Here is a 12,699-nt window from a genome sequence, read left to right as displayed (position 1 = left end):
TATGGGAAGGATGTTTGCGTGTGCCCTGGACGGGAGATTCTTGCGGCAGTCGCACTCGGGTAGCAGCCCCTTACACCTCTTCGAGCATTTTCAGGTAGCTGAAATACCGCCGCGCGCTGATGACACCCGCTTCGACCGCCGCCAGGATGGCACACCCGTCCTCATCGCGGTGGGCACAATTGCTGAAACCGCACCGGGGTACGAGTGGCACAAACTCGCGGAAACAAGCTTCCAGTTCGCCCCGCGCCACCCCCCACAAGTCAAACGCCCGGATGCCTGGAGTATCCACGACATAGCCCCCGCCTGCGAGCGGCAGCAGTTCCGCGAGGGTGGTGGTGTGCCGGCCTTTCTCGTTCTCCGTGCTGACAGTCTGCGTGGTGAGGTGGAGCCCGGGATCCACGGCGTTGATCAGCGAACTCTTGCCGACGCCGCTTTGCCCGGAGAGCACCGTAATATGGTCACGCAACAGCTCACCAAGCTCATGGATGCCCGCTCCGGTGACCACGCTGGTGCACAGACAGCGATAGCCAAGCTGGCGGAACTCCTCGATGACTTCCGTCACCTCCAGTCCGCCCTGCCGCTCATCGTCATCCTCGGTGCGCGTGTCCGGGGCGAGCAGGTCGATCTTGTTGAAACAGAGGAGTGGTTCGAGTCCACCCTTTTCCGCCGCCACCAGGTACCGGTCGACGAGGTGCGGCCGGAGCCGGGGCTGGGCGACGCTGACGACGGCGAGTAGGCGATCGGCGTTGGCAACGAGAATATGCTCACGTTGACGACGGTCGCGGCGGGAGAGGCGCGTCGTGCGTTCGGCGATGCGTTCGATGACGCCGATGGGCCGGCCGCCGTGCAGCCGGGCATGGTCCGAGAACCAGGCGCGGTCCCCGACCGTCACGGGTGAGCGCCCCGCAATGGAGCGCGTGCGCAAGACACGGCGGACAGTGCATTCCCAGGTGGTACCGCCGGACACATGAACGCAACAGAAGTGGCCGTGCACCTTGGTGACGACGCCCGAAAGCCAGGCGGATTCGTCCACGATGGGGAGGTTGTGCTCATCGACGATGATGGTGCGTTTACGTGAGAGTTCACCCTTTGCGCGTATCGACTCGTTACGTTGTGCGTCGTCGATTTCCCCATCGCTGGCGTGGTAGCGCTGGGTCCATTCGTCGGTCCTCCGGCGCACCTGGCGGTTCTGCCGGAATTCGACGCGGAGGATCTTGCGGTTCGGGCCCTTGCGCTTCGCCATATGTGGGATTCTAGCGGCTGGGGAGGGGGCGTTGCGGGTAGGGGGGCTTTTCGCCACAATGCCGGTCCACTCGATGGCAGGAGTGTTCGAATGACGATGGCGCAAAAACTGGCGGAGCGTACGCAGGAGTCGGCGTTCGAGCGGCTTGGGGCGAGCGTGGTGCATGAGGTGAAGCGCCGCGTGCTCGATTCGCTGGGTTGTGCGCTTGGGGCATGGTCGAGCCGGCCGGCTCGCGTGACGCGTGCAGTGGCGGAAGCCGTCCCGGTCAGTGGCGGGGCGAGCATCCTCGGTTCGCGGGCTCGGACCACGCCGGATCTGGCTGCGTTTACCAACGGGGCCCTGGTACGCTACCTGGACTTCAACGACACGTATCTCAGCAGAGAACCGGCGCACCCGAGCGACAACATCCCCGCCGCTCTGGCGGTAGGTCAGGTGTCCAGAGCAACAGGGCGGGACATCATCACGGCGATTGCGTTGGGTTACGAACTGCAGTGTCGGCTTTGCGACGCCGCGTCCTTGCGGGCACACGGCTGGGATCACGTGACCTACGGGGCGCTTTCGACCGCGCTGCTGGCAAGCAAGCTCTACCGTCTCACCGCAGAGCAGACGGTCCATGCACTGGGACTCGCAGGGGTGTGTAACTTCGCGACGCGCCAAACCCGTACGGGGCAGATCTCGGACTGGAAGGCCTGTGCGTTCTCCAACGCGGCCCGGAACGGCGTGTTCGCGGCCAACCTTGCGCGGCAGGGGCTGACCGGACCGCACGAGATTTTTGAAGGCCCCAAGGGTCTCTTCAAAATGGTCACGGGTCCATTCGAGCTGCAGTGGGCCAGCGGCCCGGACGACTGGATGATCACCCGGACCTACATCAAGTTCTGGCCAGCCGAGTATCACTCGCAGTCGGCGATTGACGCGGCACTGCAATTACGGCCACAGATCGGCGGGATCGATCAGGTCGAAGCGCTTTGGATCGAGAGCTTCGAAGCCGCGGTCAGCATCATCGGCAGCGAGCCGGAAAAGTGGCGCCCCACGAGCCGCGAGACGGCGGACCACAGCATGGGCTTCTGCGTGGCGGCGGCTTTGCGTGACGGCGACGTGACACGCGGTAGCTTCAGCGAGGCGAACATCCGCGATCCTCAACTACTGGGCCTGCTCGATCGCATCCGGATCGTGGAGACGGAGGACTGCAACGCGGGCTATCCCGACGGCATCCCCAATAAGTTGATCGTTACGCTGCCGGGCGGGCGCAAACTGGAGAAACTTGTGAAGTATCCGCGCGGGCACGCGGGGAACCCCATGACCGATGATGAGGTCGTGGCCAAGTTCCGGCGGCAGGCGGACGAGGTCGTGACAAGTGCCACGGCTGAGCGGCTGATTGAACTGGCGTTCAATCTGGACCGGCTGGATGACGTGGCGCCGCTGCTTGAATTCGAAACACGCTAGGGTCGTGCCAGCGGCCCCCGCGGCTCCTTCCGGAGCCGGGTACGGTCGGCGGAGCCCTGCGGCTATCATTGCGGTAAGGTACGGTCCCCGGTCGCGAGGATGGAAGGTTACACCATGGGCGAACAGGCCACGCTAACGTACGCTGGCAAACCATACACATTGCCGGTAGTGGTCGGCACGGAGAACGAGCGCGCGGTTGATATCACAAAGCTGCGGAGCGAATCGGGGCTCATCACCCTTGACGACGGGTACGGCAACACCGGCTCGTGCGAGAGCAGCATTACTTTCATTGATGGTGAGCAGGGCATACTGCGATACCGGGGTTACCCGATCGAGGAGCTCGCCGAGCATTCGACGTTTCCCGAGACCGCCTACCTGCTGATCTTCGGCGAGCTGCCGACGGCCGGGCAGCTCGAGGACTTCAAGCGGCGTCTGATCGAGCACCAGTTCATTCACGAGAACATGCGGCACCACTTCGAGGGCTTCCCCTCGACGGCGGCACCCATGGCGATCCTCTCGGCCATGATCAACACGCTGGGATGTTTTGAACCCACCCTAACACAGCCGAGTGATGATGTTCACTTCATCGATGCGTCCGCGCGGCTGCTTTCGAAGGTGCGTGCCATCGCGGCGTGGAGCTACCGCAAGGCGCACGGCCTGCCCCTGAACTACCCGCGTGCCGACCTTTCGTACACGGCCAATTTCCTGCATATGATGTTTTGCATGCCGAACCTGCCCTGCCAGCCGGCACCGGAGCTCGTGCGGGCACTCGACCAGATTTTCATTCTGCACGCAGACCACGAGCAGAACTGCTCCACCTCGACGGTCCGCATGGTCGGCTCAAGCCGGGCCAATCTGTATGCCTCGGTAGCGGCTGGGGTGTGCGCGTTGTGGGGGCCGCTGCATGGCGGAGCGAACATGGCCGTCATCAGCATGCTGGAGAAGATTCGTGCGAGCGGAACTTCACTGGCTGACTTCGTCGAGAAGGTCAAGACCGATCCGAACACGCGGCTGATGGGATTCGGTCACCGGGTCTACAAGAATTTCGACCCGCGCGCGAAGCTCATCAAAGAGGCCTGCGACAACGTATTGCAGGCCCTGGGAATCAATGACCCGTTGCTTGATATTGCTATGCAGCTCGAGGAAGTGGCGCTGAAGGACGCGTACTTTGTGGAGCGGAAGCTCTACCCCAACGTGGACTTCTATAGCGGGATCATCATGCGTGCGGCGCGTATTCCGGTCGACATGTTCCCGGTCCTGTTTGCCATCGGCCGGCTGCCCGGCTGGATCGCCAACTGGCGCGAGGTCCACATGAACCCGAAGGCGCGCATCTACCGTCCGCGCCAGGTCTACACAGGTCCGACCCAGCGGCCGTACGCGCCCCTCGCTGCGCGAACCTGATCCCGCAGTGCCGCTGTGCGCCGGCGTCGGGCTGCCGGCGATGGGCCAGAGGTGTGGCATGTCTGTCAGTTCACCGAGTCGCGCTGCGCGGTTGCGCGCGGCCGTGCGGGAACGCACGGTCGTGCTGCCGGGGGCCTTCAATGCCCTGACGGCGCGCGCGATTGAGCGGGCGGGTTTCGAGGCGCTTTATCTGTCTGGTGCGGCGCTGGCGAACAGCATGCTGGGTGTGCCCGACGTGGGACTGACCACGCTGTCGGAAGCGGCTTTCCACGCGACACGCTGTGCCGCGGTGACGACCGTGCCGATCATCACCGATGCGGACACGGGCTTTGGCGCCCCGGAAAATACCGCCCGCGCAGTGACCGAGTTTGAGCGCGCCGGCTTGGCCGGACTGCACCTCGAGGACCAGGAGTTTCCCAAACGCTGCGGCCATCTGCCCGGCAAGCAACTCGTGCCGGTGACGGAGTTCTGCGAAAAGCTCGCCGCGGCCGTGGCGTCCAGGCGTGATCCTGATTTCATGATTATCGCGCGCACGGATGCCCGCGGAGTTACCTCCTACGACGATGCCGTCGCCCGGGCCCATGCCTACCTGGCCGCTGGGGCGGATGCGATTTTCCCCGAGGCCTTGCAGGACCGCGCGGAATTCGAGCGGTTCGCACGCGATGTCCCCACACTGCTGCTCGCCAACATGACCGAGTTCGGCCGTTCCCCGGCGCTGCGGGTGGCTGACTTGGCTAACTTCGGCTACCGGCTGGTGATCTTTCCGGTCACATTGCAGCGCCTTGCAATGCGGGCGGTACTCGATGGCCTGGAGGAACTGCGCCGGTCCGGCACGGCCGAGGGACTGCTTGAGCGCATGCAGACCAGACAGCAACTGTATGACTTGCTCGACTACCAGGTGGCGCCGCCACCCTCCAGGGAGCTTCGTCATGACGACGACCGATGAACTGTATCGACCGGGGCTCGAAGGCATCATCGCCGGCGAGACCGCGATCTGCACGGTGGAGCAGGGCGGCCTGCAGTACCGCGGTTACGATATCGCCGAGCTTGCCGAACAGGCGAGTTTCGAGGAGTGCGCGTACCTGCTGCTCCTGGGGGAACTGCCGACCGCGGCGGAACTGCTGCGCTTCCGGAACGAATTGAACGGGTTTCGCGCCCTTCCGGGGGTGGTGCTGGATACCGTGGCGGCCATACCGGCCGGGGTACCCGGCATGGACGTACTGCGCTCGACCGTTTCCCTGGTGGCGCATTTTGACCCCATCACTGGAGATGACCGCGCGGCGCGGCGCGCCCGCGCCACGCGCCTGTTGGCCGTGATTCCTGGGCTGGTGGCGGCCCGGCTGCGGTTGCAGGCGGGGCAACCGCTGGTGGAGCCCGAAGCGGGATTGTCGCACGCGGCCCAGTTCTGGTGGCAGGCCTTCGGGCGCCGGCCCACCGAGTTGGAAGAGCGGATCATCAACCTGACCCTGATCCTGTACGCGGAGCACGAATTCAACGCCTCAACCTTCGCCGCACGGGTGTGCATGAGCACGCTCAGCGACCTGTATTCCGCGACGGTAGCGGCGATCGGTACGCTCAAGGGGCCATTGCACGGCGGCGCCAACGAGGAGACCGCCAAGCTCTTTCAGCAGTTCGACTCGGCCGAGGCCGCAGAGCAATGGGTGCGCGGCGCGCTGGCGCGGCGTGAAAAGATCATGGGTTTCGGTCACCGGGTGTACCGGGAGGGCGATCACCGGGCCCGCATTCTTGAGCGTTTCATCGAACCGCTCGGCCGGGAGCGCGAGGCCACGGGGCACGTGGCGGCCTACTTTGCGATCAAGGACGCGGTCTGGAACGCGAAGAGAATCCACATGAATCTCGATTACCCCTGTGGCATGGTGTACCTGCTGCTCGGGCTGCCCCTGGATGTGTACACACCACTCTTCGTCGCTTCGCGGGTCAGTGGGTGGTGTGCGCACGCGATCGAGCAGGTGGAAAACAACCGGCTGATCCGGCCACGGAGCAGGTATATCGGTCCGCCGAAGCGTAAGTTCGTGCCGCTGGCACAGCGTTAATGCGGAAGTGGCGGAAAGGCGAGTTGCAGGTGGCTACGGACAGTCGGGGGCTCGCGTGCAGATTCAGACGGATTGGTACGGGACCGGCGGTCTGCCGGTGCCCCGTTCATACCGGCTGACCACGCGCTGTGCCCCGATTCCTGACGCCCGGTTCAAAATGCCGCGGTGACGGCCCACCCGGAAGGGCGGGCCGCCACCGACGTGCGGGGGCGCTGGTCTGGCTTCGGTGTCGGGTGTGTGTCCGGCGCTGTCGGTCTTACCCGAGCAACTGGAGCACGCTCTGCGGAGCCGCGTTGGCCAGCCGCAGGACCTGTCCGGCCGACTGCACCAGAATCTGCTGCCGCGTCATGTTGCTGGTCTCGACCGCGAAATCTGCGTCGCGGATCGAGCTCTCAGCCGCCGCCAGGTTCTCGTACTGCACTTGCAGCGACGCGTGGGTCGTATCGAGGATATTGCGCTCGAACGAGCCGAGCCGGCCGCGCAGTGTGGCCACCTGCGTGACGGCTGCTCGCACGACCGATTGGGCCTGGCTGTAACGGCCGCTGCTCAGGTCGTTGGCCTGACCGGAGCCGAGGGTCCACAGATGGCCGGTCTGGCCGTTCCCGAGACTGGTGACGTCCACGCCGTCGATTCCGATCGAGGCCTGGCCGATGAGGTCGAGCCGCGGCGTCAAGGCGAAGAGCGCACCGCCGCCGGTTACGGCGAACTGGGCGACGCCGCCGTTGGTCACACCGGCGAAGGCCGAGGTGAGCTGCATCTCGGCGTCCAGCGTACCGTTACGGACGCTGACCCGCAGACCGTCGGCCCGCACGGTGGCACCGTTGACGGTCACAATGGCATCCTGGCCGTCGTCCGAGACTTCGTTGCCGGCGGTGAGGGTACCGAAGTCGCCCTGCAGGGCCCGGACGCGAACGAATTGCTTGGAACCGAATTCGCTGCTGTAGAGGTAGACCTGGTTTGACGTGCCCGATGCGTACACGCCGGTGAGATCGGTTGACTGGTTGATCGCTTCCTTGATGCTCGCGACGTTGGCCGAGGCGAACGTGATGCGCTCGGTACCCTTGTTGCCGGTGATGGCGATCGTCACCGGGGTGGCGCCGATCGAACCGCCGGAATAGAGCAGGCGCGCCTGCGACGCCGCGGTTGTGACGTCGACCGCGACCGTGCGCTTGCCGCCGTCCGGGATGCGGACGGCATTGAGCTGCAGGTGGGCAATCTTGGACGACGACACCGAGGAGGTCTGGTAGGCCAGTCCGCCGGCCAGCAGCTTGCGGCCCTGGAGCTCGGTGGTGGCGGCGATCCGGTTGATCGACTCAAGGATGTTGTCGATCTCGGCCTGGTTGGCGAGGCGCTCATCGTTGCTGATGCCGGTTTCGTTGGCCGACTTGTCGATGAGCTCCTCCAGATTGTTCAACATGCTCGCAATTTCGCCGAGGCCCGACTCCGCGACGGCGATGACGTTGGTCGCCCGCTGGATGTTGGACATGGCGGCTTCGAGCGCGCGGCGCTCCGTCCGCATGGTCTCGGACGCAATCAATCCGGCGGGATCATCCTTGGCACGGTTGATCCGCAAGCCGGTACTGAGGCGTTCGAGTGTCGTGAACAGATTGCTGTTCTGCATCTGCACGACCCGCTGTGCGACGATCGAGGTAACGTTGGTGTTGATGCGACTCATAGTCCTGCGCCTCCGTGGGCGACTTCGCCGGTGGCCCCGACGCACATGCGTTGGTGGGGCGGCGGCACCCTGACACTGTTCCGAAGCCGATGCCGGTCAGCGCCGACCGAGCACCATTTTTCCAAGACACCAAGGGCATCGTCCGGAAGATACGCCAGCTTGATTAAGGGAGCCGCGGGAATCAGGGACGCTGCGGATTTTCAACCACCCGCCGGCCGGGGTCGCATAAAAACGGCCCGGCCGGCGCCCGAGCGGGAGATCGCTCGAACACCGGCCGGTGAGGTCCCCTGGCTGCGGACACCGGGGGCTTAGCCGCCGAGCAGCCGCAGTACGGACTGTGTGGTCTGGTTCGCGAGCGTCAGGACGGTTGTCCCGGCGTTCACCAGGATCTGGTCGCGGGCCAGTCGGGAGGTTTCGTGCGCGAAGTCGGCATCGCGGATGGTCGACTCGGCCGAGGTCAGGTTCTCCATGGTGATGTTGAGCTGGTTGGCAGTGGTGTCGAGCGTGTTGCGCTCGAATGAACCCAGCCGGCCCCGCAGCACGGAGATGCGGGTGATCGCCTCGTCCACAACGCGCGACGCGCGGTTGAACTGCGGTGATTCCGTCGTCAGGGCGTAGTTGCCGCCGGTCTTGACATCGGAGAGGTAGCCGATCGAGGCGTTCCCCAGTTGCGAGGCATGGACCGAGTCGATGGCCATGTTCACCTGGAGATTGGTGTCGACACGGGGCCCGATTTGGAAGAGCGCGCCCCCACCGGTGATGTTGAAATTGGTCGTGTAGGTCGAGGCCGACACGGTCATTTCCAGATCCAGCAGCGAGTTTTTCATGAAGACGCGGTTGCCCACACTGCGGGTCAAACTGCCGTTGATGAGCGCCACGGCATCGGCCCCGCGGTCGTCGTTGGTCGTCGTGGGGAAAGCGCCCGTGCTTGAGAGGGTCCGAACCGTGACGAACTGGCGGCTGCCATAGTCTTCGGTGTGGATGGTGAGGCCGCTCGCACCACCGGCGGACAAGCTCGCCTTGACACCCGTGGCGTCGGAGACCGAGTTGATGGCCCGGGCGATCTGCGAGGCGGGTGTGCCGTTCGCGAACGCCATGGTGACGACGCCGTTGGGGCCGCGCAATTCGATGGTGATATTACTGGCTCCGGCCGAGAGTGCCGCGTAGGGGAAGGCGATACGGGCCTGCTCGGCCGGCGCAACCACGTTCACGTTGACAGCCACGCTCGACTGCAAACCGAATTGCGTGGCATGGATCTGCAGATCCTTGACATGCTGGTTGTTCACACCACTGGTCTCGTAAGCCAGTGAGCCGTCGAGCAGCTTGCGGCCCGCGAAGGTGGTGGTATTCGCGATGCGCGTGATGCTGTCGATCGCGGAGTCGATCTGGAGCTGGTTGGCCTCGATCTCTTCACTTGAAAATGCGCCCTCGTTGGCGGCCTCGACGATCTTGGCCTTAATGTCCTTGAGCAGTGCGGCGACTTCGTCGAGCGCGCCTTCGGCGGTGGCGACGATCAGCTTGGCGCGCTGGGTATTCGAGACCGCTTGGCCGACGGCGCTGATCTCGGCCCGCAGGCGCTCGGAGACGATGAGCCCGGCCGGATCGTCCTTGCCGCGGCTGATCCGCAGGCCGGTGCTCAGGTGCTCCATGGTCGTGTTCAGCCCACGGTGGGCCTGATTCAGGTTCCGTTGCGCCGTAAGCGCACTGACATTGGTGTTAATGCGAGCCATTAGCCATCCTCCTTGAACGGTTCGTGGCTGAGGTACGATTCTGGTGGGAAAGGAACGACCGGGGACGGGGGCGGGATGTTACGCTTACTTCTTGGCGCGCGGCCGTGGGGCCGGCGGCGCTGCGGGCACAGCCGCCAGATCCTCGGTCGTTATTCCGGCTGCCCTGCGATTCTCGCGTTGAATCGCGTCGAAGACTTCCTTGCGGTGCACGCTGATCTCGGCGGGTGCCTCGATACCCAGCCGCACCTTGTCCCCCCGGATGTCGACGACCGTGATTTGCACGTTGTCGCCGATGATGATGGATTCGTCGCGTTGCCTCGAAAGCACCAACATTCGCGGCTCCTTCCTGAATGATGCCGATGCCGGGCCGGACAGGCGGCGCGGGAATCGCAAGGTCGCAGAGGGCGGTACCTGCTGCGGTTGCGCCCCGGACGCGTGCAGCGTGGTGCCCGTTGTGGGCGTCCCAGTCTCCACGATTCTCGTTACGACCCGCGTCCATTATAGCTGGCCTCTCCGGTAGAAAGCTACTGCCGCCTTACGCCGTGCGAACCGCCGCCGCCGGGGCGTCCAGCAGGCGGTGGCGGGTGCCGTAGCGCTTGTCCGACAGCACGAGCTGTCGGGCATTCAGGACCCGAGTGCCAATCACAAGTGGACCGAGGAGATTGGCCGTCAGGTCCGCACCTACTTTGTTGACGATGACCAGCACCTGCGTGTCGGTCGGGTCTGCAATCCCCAGGGCCGCCAGGTCATCCTTCCGGATCGGCACCTGGTAGTCCGGCACGAACGGCACGGGGTCGCACACCACGAACGCAAGATGCGGATCGTCGACCGACTGCATCCAGAAGAACACCGGGTCCGGTCCAGTCTGGAGCAGGGCGAAGCGCTTGTGCTGTGGAAATCCCAACAGCCCCTCGGCGAAGGTCATGAGTTTTCCTTCGTCCACTTCAATCGTGCCAAAGCGCGTCGTTTCGATGAGCATCACACGGCTCCTGCGGCTCGGATTTCCATCTGGTTTGCCCGGCGGGGGGGCCGGCCGGCGTCGGCCGACACTCCAGTTTGCCACCCGCCGAACCGGACGCTTCCACCGTCCGGTCCGCACTCCGCGGACCAACCGGGGCGACAAGCGGCCGAGCCAGGCCGGCACTGTCGCACCCGCGTCCTCCAAGCTTCTCTCCCGATCCAAGTCTTGCTGCGGCGCGGCGTTCGAGCCGTGCCGGCGGCCTCAGCGCAGATAGTCCAGCAAAGAGAGATTCAACATTTGCGCGGATGTCTGCATGCTGGCCTGAAGCGCCGTCTGCAACTGGGAGAAACGCACAGCCGCATCGGCGATGTCCGTGTCACGTACGTCACTCAGCAGGATCTGGGTCGCTGACAATTCCGTCTCGATTCGTTCCGAGCGGTCCGCCAGGGACCGCGCCTGTGAAGCCATCTGGCCTTGCACACGTTGCATCCCTTGCATGACGCGTTCCAGACGCGCTGCGGCCGCCTGCATTCCCAGCCGATCGTTCGCCAGCATGCCGGCGCGCAGCTCCAGCAACGCGGTGAATGGGCTGTCCACACGGTGCGGATGCACGTCCCGCCCCGTAATCCGGTTACCAACGGGGGGTTCGTCGAGGCCGAGGTCGCGAATCACGCTCGTGTTGTTGGGCGAAGTCAGCGTCAGCGTCCCGGCCCCCGTCGTGTGGTCCGTGAGCTGCAGTCCGTTCCCGTTTTGCGCGAGAGAGGCGGTAATTGCGCCCCCGGCCGCGTTGTTCAGGCGCGTGATGACGTCGTCCAGCGTCAGGGTGCCGCTCAGATCGACCAGCACGTTGGTTCCGTCGGCGGTCGTGATGCGCAGGTCGTGTCCCGGTCCGGTGCCGACACCACCGCCCCCGTTGATTTCCGCGAGCCGCGTACCGCCGTGCAGCGAACGCAACCCCAGGCGAGTGGCAGTCTGGCCGCCGTCTTCTTCGATAGACAGGGCGGTGCCGGAGACTCGGTTTTGGACGTTGAGCGTACGGCCGTCGTCGTTGATGCGTGCCCAGACACCGGCTCCGGACTCGTTGAAGCGGTTAAGCACATCCTGGATGGTCTGGGCTTCGCGCAACCCGATCGTCACGACATCCGGCCCGTTACGCACGCTCAGCGGCGCGTCGAGCTGAAGTCCGGCGCCGGCGCGCAGGTCGGAAATCCGCGTCTGCAGGGTCAGGCGCGGGTCAAGATCCACAGCGTTGCGGATCGGCTGGTCGAATGCCCCGGCCAGGCCGAGATCGCCGGCCAGACTCCCGCCCCCGACATCGGTGATCGTGACCTCGCCCAGCTCCACGCGGTCGCGCACCAGCCGGATGCCGACGGGGGTCAGTTCCGCACGCAGGCCGGCCGGAAAGTCGGCGTTGAGTCGATCGACCACCTGCCCTACGGTGGCGGTTTCCCGCAGGTCAATTTCATGGTTACCGGCGGCGGTCGCGATGGCGATCCGCCCGGGTGTCACGCCACGTCCGAGCGCACCATTCAGGTCACTCAGGCGGGTGTGGAGCCGGACGGCCGGGTTGAGATCCACCGCCCCGCGCACCTCGCTGGACAACGCCCGGAAGAACTCGGTGCCCGGTACGGTGAAGAAGTCGGCCGTAAGGTTTGAGTCGACCATGGTCTCGAGGCGTTGATCGTCACCTTGGTAAAGCACCCCGGTCCCGTGCCAGGTGAAGGGCTGGGTGCCGCTCTGGCCGCCGAACAACCAGGTATTGAGGTAGCGGCGGTTCGCAATGCTGAACATGCGATCGAGCAGACCGTCGGCAACGGTGACCAGCGCCTGGCGCTCATCTTCGCTGAGCGTGTCGCCGACGACCTGCACGGCGAGGGCCTGCGACTCGCTGAAGATCGCGAGGGCTTCCTGCATGGCACTGTCGATCTCGGAGACCGTCGCATTGACCTGGTCGAGATTACTCTTGACCTGGTTCATCCAATCGATACGCCGTTCGAGCACCACCGCGCTGGCGGAGCGCACCGGGTCCTCGCTGGGCCGCAGGAAGGCGAGGCCCGTGGCGATTCGTGTCTGCTGGTGGTAGAGCGCGAGGTGGTTGGAACGCAGTGCCTCCAGCAGATTGGTTGTCCGCTGGTTGAAGCTTACGCGGGCCAGGTTAATCGCTGAAATTGCCATCGTGCTTGCTCGGCTGC

The 12,699-nt window shown here is 64.8% G+C and carries 10 protein-coding genes; 4 read left to right on the top strand and 6 right to left on the bottom strand.

Going from position 1 to position 12,699, the window contains the following annotated elements:
* Nucleotides 1-70: 70 nt before the first annotated feature.
* A complete protein-coding gene (gene rsgA, locus IPM18_12335; protein ID MBK9120371.1) occupies nt 71-1,243 on the bottom strand; it encodes a ribosome small subunit-dependent GTPase A in 1,173 nt (390 codons plus the stop codon).
* Nucleotides 1,244-1,333: 90 nt separating this feature from the next.
* On the opposite strand from rsgA, the gene IPM18_12330 reads away from it, so the two are divergent.
* From IPM18_12330 to IPM18_12315, 4 genes are all read left to right on the top strand, one after another.
* On the top strand, nt 1,334-2,686 hold the full coding sequence (locus IPM18_12330) for an MmgE/PrpD family protein (protein ID MBK9120370.1): 1,353 nt from the start codon (nt 1,334-1,336) through the stop codon (nt 2,684-2,686).
* A gap of 114 nt (nt 2,687-2,800) precedes the next feature.
* Complete coding sequence (locus tag IPM18_12325) at nt 2,801-4,087, top strand: citrate synthase (GenBank protein ID MBK9120369.1); 1,287 nt, start codon at nt 2,801-2,803, stop codon at nt 4,085-4,087.
* 58 nt (nt 4,088-4,145) lie between these two features.
* Entirely contained in the window at nt 4,146-5,033 is an 888-nt protein-coding gene (locus IPM18_12320; protein MBK9120368.1) for an isocitrate lyase/phosphoenolpyruvate mutase family protein, read from the top strand.
* A complete protein-coding gene (locus tag IPM18_12315) occupies nt 5,017-6,141 on the top strand; it encodes a citrate synthase (protein MBK9120367.1) in 1,125 nt (374 codons plus the stop codon). The genes IPM18_12320 and IPM18_12315 overlap by 17 nt, the downstream gene beginning before the upstream one ends.
* Before the next feature lie 256 nt (nt 6,142-6,397).
* On the opposite strand, the gene IPM18_12310 is transcribed toward IPM18_12315, so the two are convergent.
* From IPM18_12310 to IPM18_12290, 5 genes are all read right to left on the bottom strand, one after another.
* Nucleotides 6,398-7,816 (bottom strand): flagellin, encoded by a 1,419-nt coding sequence (locus IPM18_12310; GenBank protein ID MBK9120366.1) that lies wholly within the window; start codon nt 7,814-7,816, stop codon nt 6,398-6,400.
* 308 nt (nt 7,817-8,124) lie between these two features.
* On the bottom strand, nt 8,125-9,546 hold the full coding sequence (locus IPM18_12305) for a flagellin (protein MBK9120365.1): 1,422 nt from the start codon (nt 9,544-9,546) through the stop codon (nt 8,125-8,127).
* A gap of 84 nt (nt 9,547-9,630) precedes the next feature.
* Nucleotides 9,631-9,879 carry a carbon storage regulator CsrA gene (gene csrA / locus IPM18_12300; protein MBK9120364.1) on the bottom strand — a complete coding sequence of 83 codons (249 nt, stop codon included), beginning with the start codon at nt 9,877-9,879 and terminating at the stop codon, nt 9,631-9,633.
* Between the two features lie 202 nt (nt 9,880-10,081).
* A complete protein-coding gene (locus tag IPM18_12295; GenBank protein ID MBK9120363.1) occupies nt 10,082-10,525 on the bottom strand; it encodes a flagellar assembly protein FliW in 444 nt (147 codons plus the stop codon).
* 243 nt (nt 10,526-10,768) lie between these two features.
* Nucleotides 10,769-12,682, bottom strand: a complete 1,914-nt coding sequence (locus IPM18_12290) for a hypothetical protein (protein MBK9120362.1) — start codon at nt 12,680-12,682, stop codon at nt 10,769-10,771.
* Nucleotides 12,683-12,699: the final 17 nt, after the last annotated feature.

The organism is Phycisphaerales bacterium (assembly GCA_016716475.1).
Classification (GTDB): Bacteria; Planctomycetota; Phycisphaerae; order UBA1845; family Fen-1342; genus JADJWG01.
This window is presented reverse-complemented; position numbering and strand designations above follow the sequence as displayed.